The sequence below is a fragment of the Weissella paramesenteroides ATCC 33313 genome, from assembly GCF_000160575.1.
Lineage (GTDB): Bacteria > Bacillota > Bacilli > Lactobacillales > Lactobacillaceae > Weissella > Weissella paramesenteroides.
Genome location: NZ_GG697128.1, coordinates 64,659 through 86,618 on the forward strand (window position 1 = coordinate 64,659; position 21,960 = coordinate 86,618).

Here is a 21,960-nt window from a genome sequence, read left to right on the forward strand (position 1 = left end):
AACGAGAATGTCATCTTTTTGTTAATGACATTCTCGTTTTTTATTAAGCCGTAACAGCAACCAATTGATCACCATGTTGTACGATCTTTGTGTCGATGGGTTCAACCATACTAAAGTTTCCTGTATTAGTTATTGCTACGATCACAGTAGTTTCATAACCAGCCATTTTGATTTTTTCAATATCAAAATGGCCTAATAATTCACCTTCATTCACGTGTTGGCCTTGCAAAACCTGTGAATCAAAATATTGACCTTTTAAATTAACGGTGTCAATACCTAAGTGAATGAGTACTTCGGCACCATCATCAGACTTAATACCATAAGCATGCTTTGTTTCATAAGCAACAGTGATTGTGCCAGAAACAGGCGCATAGATGTTAGTGTCAGTAGGAATAATTGCCGAACCATTACCCATTAGTTTTGATGAAAAAACTTGATCTTTGACATCACTTAATGAGATTACATCACCAGAAATAGGCGCTTTGATAATTTCATCAGAAAGTTTAGTGTTAACGGATGTTGATTCTGAAACAGCCGCTGTGGATTTTTTACCAGCATCAATGACAGCAAATTTTGTAGCATTTTTCTTACCGTACAAATAAGTTAATGTAAATGCCACAACAAATGAAATAACCTCACATAATAGATAAGCTGGAATTGATTTTGCGTTGATTGATAGGAAGCCAAGGAAACCGGCTGACCCAAGTGAAACTGCAATGACATGCATGAATCCTGCAATTGCTGCAGCAACACCAGAACCGATTAATGCACAGAAGAATGGAAATCTATACTTTAAATTAACTCCGAATAAAGCTGGTTCTGTAATTCCTAACAAAGCAGAAACTGTTGCTGAAGATGAAAGGCCCTTCATCTTTTTATTCTTAGTTAGAGCAAAGACACCAAATGTTGCAGCTCCTTGGGCAACGTTCGCCATTGAAGCAACCACAAAGATAAAATCACCATAACCAGTATGATTTTGGGTAAACGCTGTAATCAACTGTGTTTCAATAGCAGGAAAACTTTGATGGAGACCGGTTAATACAATTGGTGAATATAATAGTCCAAAAATACCTGTACCAACAAAGCCTAGTGTTTGATAAACAAAGACAATACCATCAGTAATGCCATTTGAAAGTAAACGCATTAGTGGTCCAACAATAACAAATGTCAGGAAACCAGTTACCATCAACGAAATTAAAGGCGTAAATGTAAAATCAACAGCAGATGGTAATTTTTTGTGTAAGAATTTCTCAATCAATGACAAAATATAGACAGCAGCTAAAACAGGAATAACCTGGTAGTAGTAGTTGTTTTGTGAGACAGTTAAGCCAAAAATATTCCAAGTTTGGTTAGCAATTAAATCTGGTGACACCATAATCATTGCTAATGCAGCACCTAAGTATTGGTTAGCACCAAAACGCTTAGCAGCTGAAATACCAACTAGGATTGGCATAAAAATAAATGGTGCAGCTGACATTAATTGAATCATCGCTGAGAATCCCTTAATGACAGGGAAACTTTCAACTAGAGCTTTTGGTCCAAATAACCCAGCAGATGTTAGGAAATTGTTTAAAGCCATTAATAGACCACCCGCAACCAGGGCTGGGATGATTGGCACAAAAATGTCAGATAACAACTTAATGAAAGACATCACGGGATTAAATTTTTTGTCTTCTTGGGCAACATTTTTGAGTTCTTCAGTAGAAACAGGGGCGACATTGGCGATGTTTATTAGTTCATCATAAACATTGTTGACATCCCCTGGACCAATAATAATTTGGTATTGGCCATTGGTTTTGAATGTTCCTTTGATATCATCGTTGTTGTCCAAAGCTTCCTGATTAATTTTATTTTCGTCCTTGAGGACTAAGCGTAACCGTGTCGCACAATGTGCAGCAGCGGCGAAATTGTCTTTACCGATAGCATCGACAATTTCATGAGCAACTTTTTTATGATCCATTTGTCCACTCCTTATAACTGAAAGCGTTTTCTTTTTCTTTACACTTATTAGAATAACGCATTTTTAAGATATGTCAAACGTTTGACATAAAACTTTTTTATTTTTTGAGGCATCTTACTTTTAAAATGCTTCTTATGTGTCAAACGTTTGACATTATCTGTTATATAATTTATCTTAGAGATGACAAATAATAAATTAGAAAGCGCTTCCAATTTAATAGGAGAGTAAATCGCATGACTTGGACAAGAGAAAAAAGATATCAGCCTTACAGTGCATATTCAGAGATAATCAAACAATCTTTAGAAAAAAAGGTTGCGACATCAATTTATAAACCAGGCTTTCATATTAGTCCGGCGTCAGGTTTATTAAATGATCCAAATGGTTTTTCTTATTATAATGGTCAATGGCACGTATTCTATCAGGCTTTTCCTTTTGGTGCTGTACATGGCTTAAAATCCTGGGTACATTGTATTTCAGATGATCTTGTTCACTGGCATAATTTAGGAATTGCGTTACAACCTGGAGGCCAGTTTGATTCTCATGGTGCCTATTCAGGTTCGGCCCAGGTCATTGATGATCAATTATTCTTGATGTATACGGGAAATGTTCGCGATAATGATTGGCATAGAAGTAGTTTTCAATTAGGTGCTTGGATGAATAAGCACAATGAGATTACAAAAATAAATGCACCATTGATTACAGCACCTAAACATGTGACAGATCATTTCAGAGATCCACAATTACTAAAAATTAATGGCACATATTATGCGCTAATTGGAGCTCAAGATAAGCAGAGTCTTCGTGGTGAATTCTCATTATATCGGTCTGATAATTTAAAAGATTGGCAGGACATGGGGTATGTGCAACATGAACTGGGCGACTTGGGATATATGATTGAGTGTCCAAATCTTGTTTATGTTAATGATAAAGTAGTGTTGATTTTTTGCCCGCAAGGTATATCGAAAGATAACTTACAGGTTGCTAATATTTACCCAAATGTTTATGCAATCGGTAGTGAATTAGATTTGGAAACGGGTAAATGGCAAGCTGAACAACAAACTATCGTGCAATTAGATGATGGTTTTGATGTTTATGCTAGCCAGGCTTTTAATGCACCAGATGGCAATGCATATCTAATTAGTTGGGTTGGTTTACCTGAGATAGAATATCCGACTGATCAGGAAAACTGGGCACATTGTTTGAGCCTAGTTAAGCAACTAAAAGTGGTTAATAATCAACTCTACCAATTACCAGTACCAGCGATGTCAACATTGGCTGATGCCGAAGAAATATTATCTGAAAATCAGCAACAATTAGTTGCAGATGCAGGACAACAATATGAATTAAAGTTGAACCTTGCAGCTAATCAAACGGGTAATTTATTGCTGGTCAGTGATGGGACTACGGCACATAGTTTACAATTAAAATTTGATACAAATGATGAAGGTTATTTAATAGTTGATCGTTCAAACGTGGGTGAAAAATTTGCAACATCATATGGTGAAACTCGTCAAATATTACTTAACACACACCAGGCTTTGACTTTAGATATCTTTATTGATCACTCAATTTGTGAAATTTTTATTAATGGTGGTGAAAAAGTGATGACATTACGTTTTTTCGCGCCACAACAACAAACAATGATTGCGTTTGCAGGACAAAATACGATAAAATATTCAGGTAGTTATTTATCATTAAGTAATATGTAGTACGATGTTAGTCAATCAAAATTAAGGATGTGTCATTGTGAAGCCAAAGTTATCAGATGTTGCTGAAGAAGCGGGTGTATCACCAACAACTGTCTCACGTGTTATTAACAACCATGGTTATCTAAGCGCGCGAACAAAACAAAAGGTTTATGATGCAATGGAAAAATTGCATTATCAACCCAATTCATTAGCAAGATCTTTAAAAGGCAAAAAAACAAAAATTATTGGGTTAATTTTTCCGGGCATCACAAATCCTTTTTTCGCGGAGTTAATTGAAAAATTAGAAAAACAATTATTTTTAAAAGGTTATAAAGTTATTTTGTGTAATGCTGCAGACGATATCGCCAAAGAACGTGACTATATTAAAATGCTAATTGCTAACCAAGTCGATGGTATCATTACTGGTGCACATAATTTAGGTATTGAAGAGTATCAAAATATTCATTTACCAATCGTAGCATTTGATCGGAGGTATGCATCAGGCATGCCAACGATTAGTAGTGATAATCTACAAGGTGGTATTTTGGCAACGCAGACTTTGTATGAAGCCGGCGCTCGCCACATTTATTTTATGGGAAATCCTAACCAAAAAGGTAATCCAACTGACAGACGTTTACAAGGTTATTATCAACAAATGACGAAATTAGGTTTAGAAAGTCAAGTGATGCCAATTTTCTTTGATGAGACACCGAAAATAAAAAAAGTATCTATTCAACGTTTTTTAAAAGAGAGAAAAGCAGATGGCATCGTTTGTAGCGATGATTTAACGGCCATACTTGTACTACAATCTGCGAAAGAATTGCAAATTGAGATACCTGATACCTTAAAAGTAGTTGGATATGATGGTACAACATTTATACAAACATATTTCCCTGAACTAACCACCATTGTTCAGCCATTGGATGATATTGCTATGATGCTTGTTGAAAGTCTTTTGAATCGCATGAGCAATCGTGTGGATAAACTTGGTGAAAATGATTTTATTTTACCAGTTTCATTGCACCATGGTGCAACAATTTAAATTTTATAAACAAATACAGTTTTTGTCAGAAGTAGTAATTAATGACAAAAACTGTATTTGTTTTTTTGTTCAAAAATTAGTTCATTAGGTGGTTGTCATTGTGATATTTTTAAGTCATCAAAAATTGATGGGTGATTCAAATACAATAGTTAAGTTTAAAAAACCTGACTAGTCTGGAAATCCTAGTCTGTATACTTTCACTCTCAACCTGACTAGTCTAGTTACAAAATGCCCAGTACAAAAGAATTGAAAACGGTTTCATGGTCATGTACACTGAACATGTTGAAAGGGGGAATACTGGAATGGAAAAGTATCAAAAAATTTATTCTGATCTTTTGAAGGCATTACAAGAAAAGGTCTATCAACCTGGTGATTATTTACCAAGTGATGGACAACTTGTCATACGTTATCAAGTCTCTCGTGAAACGGTTCGTAAGGCTGTAAAAGCATTGGCTAATGATGGCTATGTGCAAAGGTTACCCGGTCGTGGGTCGATTGTTTTGGACCGTAAACATTTTGTATTTCCTGTTTCAACACTTGAAAGTTATCGTGAAATGGTTGCACAAGCACATTTAGATGCTAGTAATGATGTTATTACTATTAAGCGGCATGTACCTGTTCCAGAAAATTTAACTGGCGATAACTTATCAATATTATGTACCTTGGTAGTCCGCCGCCGCTGGGTGGATGGTGAGGAAATGGTCTTAGACTACGACTACATTAATCAAGATGTTATTGACCATATTCCTTATGAGGCGGCAAAGAATTCATTGTTTGATTACTTTGAAAATCAGTTAGGTTTACAGATTGATTATGCGGTGAAACGAATGACTGTTGAGAAGGGGACTTTTGAAGATCGACAATTACTTCATATTGATGAAAGTATGTCAATGGTCGTCATTCGAAGCGAAACTCGTTTAGCAGATAATCGAATCTTATCATTTACTGAGTCACGACATCGGGCAGATCGCTTTACAAGTGTTGAATTTGCAAGACGTCACAAATAGGAGGGTTTTATTTATGTTTGGGTTTGGAAAGAAAAAAACGGTTGCCAATGATAATCATTTGTATACACCAGTGACAGGTGAGGTTATTAAATTAGAAAATGTTTCTGATCCTGTTTTTGCTGGCAAAATGATGGGAGATGGTTTTGCGGTCGAGCCTACGGGTGATACGATTGTGTCTCCGGTTGCTGGAAAAGTAACCATTCAACAAGGCCACGCTGTTGGGTTAGAGCGAGCAGATGGATTAGAAATTCTGGTCCACATTGGTATTGATACGGTTTCTTTAAATGGTGGCCCATTCACACCACAGGTAAAAGTTGGGGATGTTGTTGATGGTGGTGATCCGCTAGCTGAAGTGGATTGGCAACAAGTAGATGATGCAAAATTGCCGAAAACGACAATGGTTCTAATTACAAATTCAGCAGACAAATTAGATAATTTTTCTGTAGAAGTTGGTGATTCAACTGCTGGATCCCAAATTGGTCAAGCAATTGCCATAGATTAAGTGAGAGGTGATTAAAATGGCAAAACAAAATTATGATGAGTTAGCAAAGAACATCATTACGAATGTTGGTGGTAAGGATAATGTCAATAAGGTTATTCACTGTATCACAAGATTACGATTTTATTTGAATGATGAGAAAAAGGCAGATACAGATGCAATTCAAGATTTAGATGGCGTTGCTGGTGCGGTTTATAATGCACAATTAGGTCAATATCAAGTTGTTATTGGACAGGCTGTTGAAGATGTTTACGATAAAGTTATCGAGCAATTGGGCGATGACGTTGTTGATAAAGAAGCAACTGATGCAGCTGTTGAGGCTACTGGTGGTAAGAAATCCAATAAGCCAGATGGATTTTTCGGACTGATTAAATATGGTTTTCAATTATTGATTGGTACGATTACTGGTTCAATGATGCCAATCATTGGTTTGTTAGCTGCATCCGGAATTTTAAAAGGTATTTTAACTTTATTTACGTTTAACTTGGGCTGGATTGATGAATCATCAGCCACTTATCAAATTATCAATACAATTGGTGATTCTACATTTTATTTCTTACCAATTCTTGTTGGTTATACTGCTGCAAAGCAATTAAAATCAGATCCAATCATTGTAGCTGCCATTGCTGGTGTATTAGTGCACCCGACTATGGTGGACTTGGGAGCAAAAACGTCAAAGAACTTTGCTGAATTCCTTGGGGTAACAATGAATGCTAACTTCTTTGGGTTGCCAATTCATATCCCATCATACACGTATTCGATTTTCCCAATTATCTTCGCAGCATGGTTAGCACGTCCGGTAGGAAATTGGTTTAAAAAAGTATTGCCATTGAGTTTGCGTTCAATTTTCCAACCATTATTTACATTATTTATCGTTTCAATCGTGGTATTAGTTGTTGTTGGACCAGTAATTACTTTGATTTCATCAGGACTAGCAACATTTATTAACTGGTTAGTAACATTAAATCAAGCCGTTGCAGGATTAATTATTGGTGGCCTATATCAAGTTCTGGTCATCTTTGGTTTGCATTGGATGATTATTCCGCTAATTTCAAACGATATTGCACAAACTGGCCATTCTGTTTTAAATGGATTGATTAACTTTACAATGATTGCACAAGGTGCCGGAGCACTAGCAGTTTGGGCAAAATCAAAGATTACAAATATTAAGAGTTTGGCATTTGCCGGTGCCTTGTCAGGTTTTGCTGGTGTTACTGAACCCGCAATGTATGGAATTAATTTGAAGTATGGTCGAGTATTTTGGATGGCTAATATCGGTGGAGCCGTCGGTGGCTTTATCGCAGGACTATTAAAAGTGGATATGTTTGGATTTACTGGTTCATGGATCGGATTCCCTTCATTCTTCTCAAAAACAAATCCAAATAACATTTGGTATTTCGTTATTGCTGGTGTAGTAACGACAGTTGTTTCATTCGTGGCGGTTTATTTCTGGGGATTCAAAGATGATGATGTTAAGAATGCTAAAGCTGCTGAAAAGAAAAATGTGTTTAAGGATGCAGTTAATAACTAATTGAGATGAAAGGAGCTTTTGATGAATTCAAGTAATTGGCAATTAGCCTATGATAAGGTAGCAACCGGAGTTCGTGCATATGGTGAAGAATCATTACTTACCTTAGGAAATGGTTATCTAGGCTGGCGTGGAGCACCAATCATGACATCTTACAGCGATGATCATTATCCGGGCCTTTATGTTGCGGGTGTTTTTAATCAAACTTCAACACCTGTTGCTGGTCGCGATGTGATTAATGAAGATATGGTAAATTTACCTAATCCACAATTAATTAAGCTTTATGTAGATGGTGAAGTGGTAGAATTTGCCCCGACTGAACGACAATCAACGTTACATTTTGATACGGGTATTTTATCAGAAAGCTTTACGATACCAACTGCGAAGGGAAAGATTACTTTAAAAACAAAAAAAGCTGTTAATCCTTTTAAGATGCATCAAATTGGTCTTGCGATTGAACTTAGTGGGGATTTTACAGCAAATATTACTGTGCAGGCCATTATTGACGGTCGTGTGGAAAATAAAAATGTCAAGCGATATCGTGACTTTGAATCTAAAGAGTTTGACGTGACTTCTTTGACGGCTAATAAATTAATTGCTGAGACGAAGCAGTCAAACATCAAGCTTGTCGTTGGTGCAAAAACAACTAGTGATGTAACAGATTTTTCGGTAACGACTGGGGATGACCAAGTAATTGCCACAGGTGAGTTTACTTTATCACCAGATAAAAAGATAAATATTGAACGAATTGTCGGCATTGCAACAAGTTATGAAGAAAAAAATCCAGAACAAATCGTGGATGAACAATTACGAAATGTTACTTTTGAAGAAATTGCAGCTGATTCATTTAAATATTGGCAAGAAGTTTGGGATGAAGCAGATATTGCTCTGGAGAGTAGTGACCCTGATTTGCAACGAATGATCCGTATGAATGTTTTTCATTTACGACAATCGGCACAACACAATGCCAACCAGTACTTAGATGCGTCTGTTGGTTCACGTGGTTTAACTGGTGAGGGTTATCGTGGTCATGTTTTCTGGGATGAAATTTTTGTGATCCCTTACTTAGCAGCAAATGATCCGGAAACTGCAAAGGACATTTTAAGATATCGGATTAAGCGTCTAGATGGTGCGAAACTCAATGCTCAAATTGAAGGTGAAAGTGGTGCGATGTACCCTTGGCAATCTGGTATGACGGGTGATGAACAGGCCCAAATTATTCATTTAAATACGGTGAATAATGAGTGGGATCCAGATAATTCTAGATTGCAGCGTCATGTGTCATTAGCTGTCGTTTATAATTTGTGGGTTTATGTGCAGATAACTGGGGATGAAAGTATTCTTCTTGAAGGTGGTCTTGATGTTGTCGTTGAAACTTCAAGATTTTGGTTAAATAAAGTGATGTTGGGTGATGATGGTCGCTATCATTTATCAGGAGTGATGGGTCCCGACGAATTCCATGAAGCTTACCCCGATGCAACCACTGGTGGTATCACCGATAATGCCTATACAAACATCATGTTAACTTGGGCATTAAATTGGTTGCAAGCACTGGGAGCAAATGAGCATTTACCTGCAATCGATACAAAATTACTAGAGAAAGCTCAAGACGTTTCAACACACTTATCACTAGAAATTGATAATGGTATTATTGCTCAGTATGCTGGATATTTTGATTTGAAAGAAGTTGATTTTAAAGCATACAGTCAGAAATATGGTGATATTCACCGTATAGATCGTTTGATGAAGGCAGAAGGGCTATCACCTGATGACTATCAAGTTGCAAAGCAAACAGATACCTTGATGACGCTTTATAATTTAGGATCTAATCATGTTCTGAAATTAGTCAATCAACTTGGATACAACTTACCAATTGATTGGTTGAAAAAAAATACAGACTACTACTTAGCTAGAACAGTTCATGGATCAACAACATCCCGACCAGTCTTTGCTGGAATCGATATTTCATTAGGAAATAAAGTAGAGGCATTGGATTTTCTAAAGACAGCTATTGGGTCTGATTATTATGATATTCAAGGTGGTACCACTGCTGAAGGAATCCATATTGGTGTGATGGGTGAAACCTTGGCTGTTATCCAAAATGAATTTGGCGGTGTGGCATTGCGAGATGGACATTTTGTTGTTAATCCAAGGTTACCTGATGACTGGACAAAGTTATCATTCAAACAAAAATTCCGTGGTATTTTAATTTCATTAGATATTTATCCTAATGAAGTAAGAATAAAAGCCAATCAAGATATTAGTGTAACTGTCTACCATAAGGAAATTAATTTGCGTGCAAATGAAGAGCAACATATTACGGAGGATTAAACATAAATGAGTGATTTTGATGTAATTAAGGGATTTGCTTTTGACATGGACGGTGTTTTAGCTGATACAGCACGATTTCACACGATTGCGTGGCGCAAGATTGCAGATGAAGTGGGAACTACCTGGACAAAAGAGTTAGAAGAAGGACTCAAAGGCATTGATCGTATGGGTAGTTTGGCGTTAATCATAGCCGCTGGTGGTCATGAAAATGAATATGATCAGACTGCACGTGAGGCATTAGCTGAAAAAAAGAATACGAATTACCGTGAGTTAATATCAAAATTAACACCCGCAGATATTTTACCTGGGATGCAGAACTTCCTAGATGAACTTAAATTAAGTGTTGCTTCGGCCTCAAAGAATGCACCATTTATCATTGAACGTCTTGGACTGGATGATTATTTTAAAGCTGTTGTGGATCCGGCATCAGTTTCTGCAGGTAAACCCGATCCAGCTATTTTCTCGGCAGCAGCAGCGGTATTAAATCTAAAACCTGAACAAGTAATAGGTTTAGAGGACTCTGCTGCTGGTATCAAGAGTATTAATGGTGCGGGAGAAATTAGTGTTGGTATTGGTGATGCAACTGTTTTAGCTGAAGCAGATGTAAATTTTGATCAAACTGCGGATGTCACGTTAAATGCAATTAAGGAAGCTTTAGATAAAAAATAAGTTAATTAACACTAAAAGATAAATTAAAGAGTACCAATCTACAAAACAAGTTAGTAGATTGGTACTCTTTTTAGGCCTATGATTTACGTAAGTTAAATGCAGGTTTACTACTTTTTTAAAGTAGGTAAGAAAACTACCATAACTCATTTATTATAATAAGTTTTAGAGAATAGTGTATTGAATTCGTGAGGTTACCTAACACGTATTATTAAATTTTAATATATTTTTCTAATCGAAAACTCATTTTAATTATTGGTGATTCGATTATCAGCTGATCATATTTTTGTATTTTGCTTAAAAATTTTCAGTTCTAATTTTAACCATTTTTAATAATTATTTTTAATAAATAATTTTATTTATAGATTTAAAATGAAATCAAAAACAATATATTTATAGTTTAATCTAATTATATTGTCTATTTTAAAATTTAGTAAGCGTTTTCAACATAAAATAACGAAATAGTATTGTTTGAATCTAGAAAATTCTTTTTGAGGCATGAGTATCAGTGTTTTTTATTTACAAATTATTTTTTCAGTGATAGAATCATTAAAATCAAATGAGAAAGGGAAAAAGATTATGTCATCATTATTTCGAAAGAAAGATATTAATACGCTGACGGAAAATGCTTCACCGTTAAAACGAACTTTACGTACTTGGGATTTAACCTTCTTAGGAATTGGAGCGATTATTGGTACAGGAATTTTTGTTTTAACTGGTAAAGGAGCTTTGACTGCTGGCCCTGCGTTGTCAGTATCATTTTTAATCGCTGCAATCTGTTGTGGTTTTGCTGGTCTATGTTACGCTGAATTTGCTTCAATGGCTCCTGTAGCTGGTTCTGCCTACACTTACTCATATATTGCATTTGGAGAAATTATTGCCTTTATCATGGGGTGGGATTTAATTCTTGAATACGCCTTAGGAGCAGCGACAGTTTCAGTTGGTTGGTCAGGTTATTTTGTTAATTTGTTAGACAACATGGGAATTCATATACCAACGGCGCTAACAGCTGCAGCAGGTACGACGCCAGGTGTCAGCACGTATTTTAACTTACCAGCGTTTGTGATCGTTTTGATTATTACTTGGATTATTTCCATTGGGATCACACAAACAAAGCGAGTTAATGATACGATGGTTATCGTTAAGTTGGCTGTCATTATTTTATTCATTGTCTGCACGGTTTGGTTTATTAAGCCTGGAAATTGGCATCCATTTAGTCCATTTGGTTTATATTCACATACTAACGGTGTTGCGACTGGAATTATTCCAGCAGCATCAATTGTTTTCTTCTCATTTATTGGATTTGATTCAGTTTCATCAAGTGCTGAAGAAACGATCAATCCAAGTAAAACGCTGCCCAGAGGAATTCTATATTCTCTTTTGATCTCTACAGTGCTTTACATTATCATGACTTTGATTATGACTGGTGTAGTCAAGTATACTGTATTTGAAAAGTACTTAAACGCACCTATTTTAGCCGTTTTGGCAAAGACGGGTCAAACATGGTTGTCGATTATTGTTAGTTTAGGTGCTATTCTAGGAATGACAACTGTTATCTTAGTGCAACTCTATGGTCAATCACGTATCAGCTATTCAATGTCACGAGATGGTCTTTTCCCAGAATTCTTTGGACACGTTGATGAGAAACACCAGACACCTTTCAAAGGAACTTGGTTCTTTGGTATTATCACTGCCTTAGCTGGTGGATTTATTAATTTAAATATCTTGTCAGAATTGGTTAATATTGGAACATTAACAGCATTCATTCTAGTATCTGCTGGTGTTATGATTATGCGTCGTACGCAACCTGATTTACATCGTGGCTTTAAGGCACCTTGGGTTCCAGTTACACCAATTATTGCCATCGCCTTCTGTATCGTTTTGATTGCTGGTTTGAATTGGGAGACTTGGTTACGTTTCTTAGTTTGGTTGGCCTTTGGTATGATTCTATACTTTAGCTATGGTCGGCGTCACGCTGATGCAAAGTTTTAAAAGACAAGGAGAAATTTGATGACCTATAAGAATATTTTGGTTGGTTTAGATGGATCTGATCAAGCAGATCGGGCTTTTGCAACCGGGCTATCTTTAGCGAAAATTTTATCGGCTGAATTGCATATCGCATGGGTAGTAAATCGTGATCGTGGCATGGCCTCATCATTTGGTGTCAGTGAAGACTTTTACCAAGATTTGGCAAAAAAAGTTCAGAAAAAAGTTCAGCCATATGTCGCTAAAGCAGAGGCAGAAGGTGTCAAAGTATTTGGGCATACTGTAATTGGAAATATTAAAACCGTATTGTCTAAAGATTTGCCGGAAGAACATGATATTGATTTAATTGTCATCGGTAGTACCGGTGCTAATGCTGTCGAAAAAATGTTACAAGGATCACATAGTGGTTATGTCATTAGCCATTCAAGTAGTGATGTTTTGGTTGTTAAATAATCTGAGTGAATTAGCATCTTGGTAAAATAACAAAAGAAATACGCAAAATTGAACAAATTTAGCGTATTTTTTTTGTTGTTTTTAAAACGGTTAACCCAAATTAGTGGGTTAATAGCGAAAGATAAATGTGGTATTATTTGTGAAACATATCATTAAATCTCAAAGAGGTGTAAAAGATGCCAAAATTTGTTTTTCCTGTATCGAGTATCAATGATTTAAAAGAAAACTATGATCTAATTGTGATTGGCTCTGGTGCTGCAGGTATGACAGCAGCTATACAGGCTCAAGAATTAGGACTTAAAGCAGCTATTATTGAAAAGTTAGCTTCACTAGGAGGTAATTCAAATCGTGCTTCTACAGGTATGAATGCTACAGAGACAGTGACCCAGTTATCTCATCAAGTGATTGATGATCAAGCATCTTTTTATGAAGATATTTGGCAAGGTGGTGGGAAGACAAACGATAAAGAATTATTGAAATATTTCGTTACACATTCTGAATCAGCTATTAATTGGCTTGAAAAACATGATATTGCCCTAACAGACCTAACGTCTACCGGTGGTATGTCACAAAAACGTGCCCATCGTCCAAATAATAAATCGGCAGTAGGTAGTTATTTAGTCAAAGGATTACAAAAGCAATTACTTGATAAACATATCCCATTATTTTCACAAACAAAGGCAATGCAGATTATAAAAAATGGAGACATGGTAGCTGGTCTCAAAATTTATAATGATAAAATTGGTGAAAAAACGATTAAGACAAAGGCTGTTTTGATTGCATCAGGCGGTTTTGCACAAAATAAAACAATGTTAAAAAATTACGCACCTGATGTATTGTCATTAAGAACAACTAATCATCCAGGTGCTACAGGCGATGGCATAGAATTAGCTGTTGCAGCTGGTGGGGCAGTGGTTGACATGAACAAAATTCAAGTCCATCCAACAACACAACAAGATACCGACCACGTCTATTTAATTGGTGAAGGCGTTCGAGGAGAAGGTGCTATTTTAGTTAATCAAGCGGGGCAACGATTCGTTAACGAAATGTCCACTCGTGATAAAGTAACAACTGCAATTAATAATTTACATGAAAATGGTGCAACTCTCATTTTTGATCAGGATGTGCGGCAAGCATTTCCTGCTATTGATTTTTATCAGGCAGTTGGTCTCGTAATGACAGCCGATAGTATATCAGAGTTAGCTCAAAAGGCCCATCTAGATGGAGAAAAATTAAGGGAGACTGTTGCTAGGTGGAATGATAGTCAATTATCTGGCGTCGATGCAGAGTTTGGTCGAAAAACTGCGATGGATCGTGGCTTAAATTTGGCACCTTATTATGCAATTCACATCAAGCCGGCGATTCATTATACGATGGGTGGCATTAAAATAAATAAATTAACGGAAGTGTTGACAGAGACCGGCAACAAAATTAATGGTTTATATGCGGCCGGTGAAGTGACTGGTGGATTACATGGCAATAATCGCATTGGGGGAAACTCCATTGCAGAAACGGTTATTTTTGGGCGCCAAGCCGGCATTCAAGCAGCAAAATACATTTTTAGTAATGAATTGAAAAATTAGCATATTATTAATATTAATAAATTTTGTATGACTAATTGTTGCATTTGCGGCAATTGGTCTTTTTTTATAAAAAAATAAAGACCATACAACTTGTAAACGCCAGTTGTACGGTCTCGGATGTACATCTATTTTATATATTATTGTGCCGTATAGCCACCATCAACCACAAATTCTGAACCGGTTGCAAATTTTGATTCGTCTGAAGCTAGGAACACACACATGTATGCGATATCATCTGGTTCACCTAAGTGTCCCATTGGGGTTTTAGAACGTTGTGACATTGCTTCAACCATGCCAGGTGTACTTTCAACCATTGGTGTTCTGATATAACCTGGATGAACTGAATTGATGCGAATATCATAATCTTTTAGTGCGCAGTCAACAGCTGCAGATTTAGACATGATGCGGACAGCACCCTTTGAAGCATTATAAGCACCTAAATTAGAATCACCAACAAAGCCTTCAATTGATGACATATTAATGATTGATGCACCGAGATCCTTATTTTTCATTCGTTGAATACCTAAACGAGTACCAAAGAATACACCATCTAGGTTGACAGCCATAATCTGGCGCCACTCCTCAGTTGTCGTATTTTCAATACTATTACCAACGGCAATGCCAGCATTATTTACTAATGTTGAAACCGGCCCGAATATTTGTTCAGTTTGATCAAAAAGATCAACCCAGCCAGCTTCATCAGATGAATCATGTTGGATGAAACGAATAACATCTGGGGTACCAATTTTCTGAGCGGCTTCTTCACCGATTTGTTCCCGGCGACCTGTAATGACAACTTTAGCACCTTCTTGAACAAATCTATTTGCAATTGCCCAACCAATCCCCAAAGAACCACCAGTAACAATTGCGACTTTTCCCTTTAACCGTTCACCCATTTTTAAATCCTCCGAAAATTTTATAGTTTCTTTATATGTGAATTATATCACAAAATAATGATAGTTTGTAAAATATAAATATTCATTTTTAAAAAAATATCATATAAACAGGGACTTATAGAGAAATGATTATAAACACTAATCTTAATTTTATTGTTATTAAATTCACTATTTATTTTTTTGCTAATAGTGTATATAATCAAATTGGAAAAACGCTTATGTAAATACTTATATGTGATTTGCAGGGACATAAAAGAGATTACTTACCAAAAATCATTAATATGTAATTACAAAAACTGCTTGATAATATTTGCGTAAGCGTTTACCATATAGGCGAAGGTTAGTTTTTATATAAAAGGAGATTTTATGATGGAAGCACTTGTTTTAACTGGCATTAAGGAATTGACTGTAAAAGACATTGATCGGCCAAAGGTTTTACCAAATGAGGTATTAATTCATACAGCATTTGCTGGTATCTGTGGTACCGATCATGCATTGTATGCAGGATTACCAGGTTCTGCAGATGCTGTTCCGCCAATTGTATTGGGACATGAGAATTCAGGGGTTGTTGCGGAAGTTGGGGATGCAGTGACAAATGTTAAAGTTGGTGATCGTGTGACCGTTGATCCAAATATTTACTGTGGTCAGTGCAAGTATTGCCGAACAGGACGTCCAGAATTATGTGAAAACTTATCAGCAGTTGGTGTTACACGTGATGGTGGATTTGAAGAATATTTTACGGCTCCAGCATCCGTGGTATATCAAATTCCCGATAACGTCTCATTGAAATCAGCTTCTGTTGTGGAACCAATTTCATGTGCGGTACACGGGATTAAGTTACTAAAGGTATCACCATATCAGAAGGCGTTAGTGATTGGTGATGGTTTCATGGGTGAGTTATTTGTTCAAATTTTGCAAGCCTATGGTATTCACCAGGTAGACTTAGCTGGTATTGTTGATGAAAAATTGGCAATGAATAAGGCACAATTTGGTGTTCAAAATACATTTAATACAAAGAATGGCGATCAAATTCCTGCCGAAGAATATGATGTTGTGATTGAAGCTGTTGGTATGCCACAAACTCAAGAAGAGGCAATTGCGGCAGCTGCCCGTGGTGCACAAGTATTAATGTTTGGTGTTGGTGGTCCTGATGCGACATTTGAAATGAATACTTATGAAATCTTCCAAAAGCAATTAACTATCCAAGGCTCATTTATTAATCCAAATAGTTTTGAGGATTCTCTAGCTTTGCTATCATCAGGTAAGTTAAATGTTGAGGCATTGATGTCACATGAACTAGATTACAAAACGGTAGATGATTTTGTTAATGGTAAGTTGGGGGTTGTATCAAAGGCGGTTGTTAAAGTCGGCGGTGAAGAGGCATAAAAATGGACAGTGTGGGGGAAAAACAAGCACAGCGAAGTCTATCAATGAGCGCTTCAATCATGTATTTTATAATTTCCTTGATTCTTAATTCTTTGGGGAATGTGTTGACATTGGTTACATCAGCACATGTACATCCATCTTTTCTTGGATCAGCATATTGGACCGCAGGTGAAGCCAATTTAGGTAACGCAATTTTAGGAAATAATTCATTGGCACTATTTTGGGCGTTTCTAGTTCTTGGTATGTTGATATCATTTTTGAATGCACTGTTAATGAGAAAATTGGATTGGAAGCGGATCTTTGGTAACTTTATTTTCATGTTACCATTCTCTATTTTTATCCAATGGTTCTCGAATATTTTTAATCAAATTATGCCAGATGCAACGACATTACCAATGGTTATTTTGTATACGATTATTAATTTTATCGGTGTTGCGCTTATTGCGACAGCAATTTCTATCTATCAAAGAGTAAACTTAGTTTTGCATCCTGCAGACGATTTGATGCAAATTCTCAGATTTAAATATTTTAAAGGATCAGCTTTTAAAGCAATGTGGGCATCTTATATTCCGCCAACTATTTTTGCAATAATTGCGTTTATTATTACTTTCCCGTCACTTTATAATTTTGGGATTGGAACATTGTTCGCGTTCCTTTTCCAGGGGAGTATAACGGGATTTGCTGATCAGTATGTATTTCGTAATCTGCATCATCAAGCAATTGATGTTGGTAAATAGGAAAGTATTGAGGAGACAAAAATGGCATTTACGGATTATTATTCAGGATTGCAACACGTGGGGATTCCAGCCTCATCATTACAAGAATCAGAACGCTTTTGGGAAAAATTAGGATTTAAAAAAGTTGGTGATTTTCCAGTTGGTCATGTGATTTTCATGCAACGTGAGAATCTTGTCATTGAAACTTGGACTGGTGATGAAATTGTTGGTAAACCAGGTGCAATTAATCATATTTCGATGGATACATCAGACGCTGATGCTGCATTTACTGCTGCTAAGGCTGAGGGACTATCACTCATGAATTCTGAAGTACAACACTTACCATTTTGGGATAAAGGCATTAAGTTCTTCAATATTCAGGGACCAGATGGTGTTATTGTTGAATTTTGTGAAATAGTTAAATAATTTTAATGAAAAAAGTCGGAACAAAAAAATAACATGTTCCGACTTTTATTATTTAAAAAAAATAATAAAACTGCTATTAATCCTGTCTGAGCGATTTCTACATTTGACTAAAGTGACAACTTTATGTTTATAATTAAGTTGTCACTTTTTGAAAAGCTTGATTTTTACTAAACAAGCAGGAGGAGAAGGTATAATATGTTTGTTTTAGCAAGTGTTTTACCAAAAATACCATTTGGCCCTTGGGTTGATGACGGTGTTAATTGGTTAACAAAGCATTTAAGCGGTTTCTTTGGGGCAATTCAAAATGGTGGGAATGCCGTGATGGACACGATGACTAGTGCCTTGACAGGTATTCCAACCTGGCTATTTATTGTCGGAGTAACTATATTTGCCGCCTTAATGTTCGGTAAAAAATGGGGATTTCCACTTTTTACTTTTATTGGATTGATTATTGTTGAAAATCAAGGTTTATGGACCAGTATGATGAATACATTTACCTTGGTTATTATCTCTAGTTTGATTTCAGTTATTATTGGTGTGCCATTAGGTATTTGGATGGCAAAGAATGAAGTGGTCAATAAAATTGTCCAACCAATTTTGGACTTTATGCAGACCATGCCAGCGTTTGTCTATTTGATTCCCGCTGTGGCATTCTTTGGTATTGGTGTTGTACCAGGTGTATTTGCTTCAGTTATTTTTGCGCTTCCACCCACAGTTCGTATGGCGAACTTGGGAATACGTCAGGTGCCTAATGATTTGGTTGAAGCTGCGGATTCTTTTGGATCAACAGGTACACAAAAATTATTTAAAATTGAATTACCGTTAGCCAAGAAGACGATTTTTTCAGGAATTAATCAAACCCTAATGCTTGCCTTGTCAATGGTTGTGGTTGCATCAATGATTGGTGCGCCTGGTCTAGGACGTGGTGTGTTAGCGGCTGTTCAAGATGCTGATATTGGTAAAGGATTTGTTAATGGTATTTCGTTGGTTATTTTGGCAATTGTTATTGATCGATTAACGCAAAAGATCAATCAGATGCCAAATCAAAAAACAGTTCCTTCTAAATATCATTGGAAAGGGTGGACCGCACTTGTCGTTGCGCTTACCATGATTGGAAGTGGTGCTGTCACAGCATTTACAACAGCAAATTCGCAAAAAGAAACAATTAAGATTGCGACGACACCATGGGATTCAGAGAAGGCTTCAAGTAATGTGCTTGCACAAGCCTTGAGACAACATGGTTATAAAGTTGAATTGACGTCATTGGATAACTCAATTATGTGGCAATCAATTGCGAATGGCCAAGCCGATGTTTCTGTATCTGCTTGGTTGCCAATGACCCACAGAGCACAGTATCAAAAGTATAAGAGTCAACTTGATATGATGGGACCTAATTTAAAGGGGGCAACAAACGGATTAACTGTGCCTACTTATATGACTGATGTTAACAGTATTAGCGACTTGCAAGATCAGGCAGGTAAGAAGATTACCGGAATTGAGCCAGGTGCTGGAATTACGAAGCTAGCTAAGAATACTATTAAAGCCTATGGACTGGATAAAAAAGGTTGGAAACTTTCAGAATCATCGACAGGGGCGATGACGGTTGCATTAGGAAAGGCAATCAAAGAAAAGAAACCAATTATTGTTACTGGTTGGCAACCACATTGGATGTTCCAAAAGTATGATTTGAAGTACCTAAAGGACCCAAAGAAGTCAATGGGTAGTAAAGAAAATATTTATACAATGTCTCGTAAAGGTTTGAAGAAAGATAAGCCGGATGCTTATAAAGCTCTAGATAAATTCCATTGGAGTAAAGATGATATGTCAAGCGTGATGCTAGATATGTCTAACGGTAAGTCACCAAAGGAAGCAGCAAATATCTGGATTAAGCATCATCAATCACAAGTCGATTCATGGTTTAAGTAAATCGAATTATTTGATAGAAGATTGTGTCATTCAGAAATGGATGATGCAATTTTTTGTATGCTGCATTGTATTTAGATGTTTATTTTTATATAATTTACAAAATTATGTGGATTTGATCATTTTTATAAACAAGGGGGAGTTATGAAAAAAATATATCCAGCAAAATTGAAATTAGGCGATGAAATTCGTGTTATTTCACCAAGCTCTAGCATGGCAAGGATTGGCGGAATGGATGCAAATCTAGTTGCAAAGAAGCGATTAGAGAAATTAGGATTTAAAGTAACCTTTGGAAAACATATTGATGAAAATGATCAATTATCTTCAGCATCGATACAATCAAGAGTATCCGATTTTCATCACGCATTTCAGGATAAAAATGTTAAGGCAGTAATGACAACAATTGGTGGCTTTAACTCAAACGAATTGTTACCGTATATAGACTGGCGAATTGTATCGCAAAACCCTAAACTTTTCTTTGGGTATTCAGACATAACTAGCCTACATTCAGCTATTTTCACTAAAACAGGACTGGTTACCTATTACTCACCAGCATATTCGTCATTTAAAATGGATGAATTACAAGATTATCAAACGGAGCAGTGGCTTCGAGCTATTAGTGACAAGGATAATGCACACGAATACAAATTATTATCTAACGACGTTTATACCAGTGATCCTTGGTATGATCCAACTATCCCTAGAAATTTTTTGAAAAACGAGTGGAAAATATATAATGATGGACGTGCACACGGAACAATAATCGGTGGCAACATTCAGACTTATACACTACAATTGGGAACGGAGTTTTTTCAAAAGGTGCAACACCCGATTGCCTTTTTGGAAGAAGCAGAAGAAGGTGACTATACTGATTTTGACAGATTATTGGCGCAGTTCTTGCAAGTCCATCAAGATTTAGAGGGATTAGTTATTGGTAGATTTCCAAACGAATGTGATATGTCGCAAGAAAAGCTACTATATATATTGGATAAATATCCTAGGCTTAAAAAAATACCAGTTATTTATGATGTTGATTTTGGACACACACAACCCATTTTTACTTTTCCTTTAGGTGGTCAAATTGAATTCTCTACGGAACCATTATTTTTAAAAGTCGTAGAAAAGTAATTTCTGATTGCTGACACTTTACTTTTATGCAAGATTGCGGTATTTTTGAAGCGAAATAAGAGCAGATCACTGAAGGGGGGTGAGGTAGTTGATTAAAGTTAGCATGCTTTATATTTTCTACTGAAAGGCGGTGATCTTATATCTCCCAGTTGTGGGTCAAACAACCGGCAAATGAGTCGTTAATTTATTAAGTGTAGAATGAACATTCAAAAACGAATAATTAGTGTAGGTCGTGTCATGTGGCACGACCTATTTTTTAGATGCATTTTTTTTAGAAATAATTGTCAGTTAAATACAGTTGATGCTACTCTGATTACCGTAATAACTGCTTTATGGAACCTTGCCAGGAGGGACAATGCAGTTCAAAATAGTATTACGGTGCTGTGGAATAAATTACTGATCAGGAATCATGGTTTACAGCGACCGTTAGGCAAGTGGTACTAATAGCAGAATTATTTCCATCTATGCTATGATGGAGGTGGGAACGGTAGAGTCTAGCACATGGCTAGGTTTTGCTGTACAGTTTGAAATATCATGGCTTGTACCCAAAGTTAAAATCACGTGTTGAAGGGAAGCAAGGGGACTCTGTTGTTAACTAACATAAGTGAAACTAAAATCTGTGACTTGTATTTTTCGTGTCCGTAGCGCCCCAGCCACAAATTCATTGAATTTTACCACTAAATCCAAAAAATTGTTTAATATGCTAATTATCAATTACATCAAAGCTCCTTAAAGCTGTAAA

General features: G+C 36.3%; 17 protein-coding genes. 15 read left to right on the forward strand and 2 right to left on the reverse strand.

The window, feature by feature from the left end:
• Positions 1 to 43: 43 nt before the first annotated feature.
• A complete protein-coding gene (locus HMPREF0877_RS00345) occupies positions 44 to 1,960 on the reverse strand; it encodes a sucrose-specific PTS transporter subunit IIBC (RefSeq protein WP_002827050.1) in 1,917 nt (638 codons plus the stop codon).
• 233 nt (positions 1,961 to 2,193) lie between these two features.
• On the opposite strand from HMPREF0877_RS00345, the gene HMPREF0877_RS00350 reads away from it, so the two are divergent.
• The 10 genes from HMPREF0877_RS00350 to HMPREF0877_RS00395 all read left to right on the forward strand — a co-directional run bounded on the left by HMPREF0877_RS00350 (position 2,194) and on the right by HMPREF0877_RS00395 (position 14,743).
• Positions 2,194 to 3,669, forward strand: coding sequence for a sucrose-6-phosphate hydrolase (locus HMPREF0877_RS00350; protein ID WP_002827051.1), 1,476 nt, complete (start codon positions 2,194 to 2,196; stop codon positions 3,667 to 3,669).
• A gap of 37 nt (positions 3,670 to 3,706) precedes the next feature.
• Positions 3,707 to 4,690 (forward strand): LacI family DNA-binding transcriptional regulator, encoded by a 984-nt coding sequence (locus HMPREF0877_RS00355; RefSeq protein WP_002827053.1) that lies wholly within the window; start codon positions 3,707 to 3,709, stop codon positions 4,688 to 4,690.
• A gap of 302 nt (positions 4,691 to 4,992) precedes the next feature.
• Positions 4,993 to 5,697: a trehalose operon repressor gene (treR, locus tag HMPREF0877_RS00360; protein WP_040760062.1), complete on the forward strand. Its 705-nt coding sequence runs from the start codon at positions 4,993 to 4,995 to the stop codon at positions 5,695 to 5,697.
• Positions 5,698 to 5,710: 13 nt separating this feature from the next.
• Entirely contained in the window at positions 5,711 to 6,199 is a 489-nt protein-coding gene (locus HMPREF0877_RS00365) for a PTS sugar transporter subunit IIA (RefSeq protein ID WP_002827056.1), read from the forward strand.
• Between the two features lie 16 nt (positions 6,200 to 6,215).
• Positions 6,216 to 7,727, forward strand: coding sequence for a PTS transporter subunit EIIC (locus tag HMPREF0877_RS00370; protein ID WP_002827057.1), 1,512 nt, complete (start codon positions 6,216 to 6,218; stop codon positions 7,725 to 7,727).
• A 21-nt stretch (positions 7,728 to 7,748) separates the two neighbouring features.
• Positions 7,749 to 10,055, forward strand: a complete 2,307-nt coding sequence (locus HMPREF0877_RS00375) for a glycoside hydrolase family 65 protein (RefSeq protein WP_002827058.1) — start codon at positions 7,749 to 7,751, stop codon at positions 10,053 to 10,055.
• 6 nt (positions 10,056 to 10,061) lie between these two features.
• On the forward strand, positions 10,062 to 10,724 hold the full coding sequence (gene pgmB / locus HMPREF0877_RS00380) for a beta-phosphoglucomutase (RefSeq protein ID WP_002827059.1): 663 nt from the start codon (positions 10,062 to 10,064) through the stop codon (positions 10,722 to 10,724).
• A gap of 576 nt (positions 10,725 to 11,300) precedes the next feature.
• Positions 11,301 to 12,713, forward strand: a complete 1,413-nt coding sequence (locus tag HMPREF0877_RS00385; RefSeq protein ID WP_040760067.1) for an amino acid permease — start codon at positions 11,301 to 11,303, stop codon at positions 12,711 to 12,713.
• An 18-nt stretch (positions 12,714 to 12,731) separates the two neighbouring features.
• Entirely contained in the window at positions 12,732 to 13,160 is a 429-nt protein-coding gene (locus HMPREF0877_RS00390; RefSeq protein ID WP_002827061.1) for a universal stress protein, read from the forward strand.
• A gap of 176 nt (positions 13,161 to 13,336) precedes the next feature.
• A complete protein-coding gene (locus HMPREF0877_RS00395) occupies positions 13,337 to 14,743 on the forward strand; it encodes a flavocytochrome c (RefSeq protein ID WP_002827062.1) in 1,407 nt (468 codons plus the stop codon).
• Between the two features lie 137 nt (positions 14,744 to 14,880).
• Here HMPREF0877_RS00395 and HMPREF0877_RS00400 read toward each other — a convergent pair whose 3' ends face one another.
• A complete protein-coding gene (locus HMPREF0877_RS00400) occupies positions 14,881 to 15,639 on the reverse strand; it encodes an NADP-dependent (R)-specific alcohol dehydrogenase (RefSeq protein ID WP_002827063.1) in 759 nt (252 codons plus the stop codon).
• 369 nt (positions 15,640 to 16,008) lie between these two features.
• On the opposite strand from HMPREF0877_RS00400, the gene HMPREF0877_RS00405 reads away from it, so the two are divergent.
• The 5 genes from HMPREF0877_RS00405 (at position 16,009) to HMPREF0877_RS00425 (ending at position 21,218) form a co-directional block, all read left to right on the forward strand.
• A complete protein-coding gene (locus HMPREF0877_RS00405; protein WP_040760069.1) occupies positions 16,009 to 17,025 on the forward strand; it encodes a zinc-dependent alcohol dehydrogenase family protein in 1,017 nt (338 codons plus the stop codon).
• A 2-nt stretch (positions 17,026 to 17,027) separates the two neighbouring features.
• A complete protein-coding gene (locus tag HMPREF0877_RS00410; protein WP_002827066.1) occupies positions 17,028 to 17,762 on the forward strand; it encodes a DUF6198 family protein in 735 nt (244 codons plus the stop codon).
• A gap of 21 nt (positions 17,763 to 17,783) precedes the next feature.
• Complete coding sequence (locus HMPREF0877_RS00415) at positions 17,784 to 18,167, forward strand: VOC family protein (protein WP_002827067.1); 384 nt, start codon at positions 17,784 to 17,786, stop codon at positions 18,165 to 18,167.
• Between the two features lie 195 nt (positions 18,168 to 18,362).
• The gene (locus HMPREF0877_RS00420) at positions 18,363 to 20,093 is read left to right on the forward strand and encodes an ABC transporter permease/substrate binding protein (RefSeq protein ID WP_002827068.1); all 1,731 of its coding nucleotides are present in this window, start codon (positions 18,363 to 18,365) and stop codon (positions 20,091 to 20,093) included.
• A 141-nt stretch (positions 20,094 to 20,234) separates the two neighbouring features.
• Positions 20,235 to 21,218, forward strand: a complete 984-nt coding sequence (locus tag HMPREF0877_RS00425; RefSeq protein ID WP_002827069.1) for a S66 family peptidase — start codon at positions 20,235 to 20,237, stop codon at positions 21,216 to 21,218.
• The last annotated feature ends 742 nt before the right edge of the window (positions 21,219 to 21,960 follow it).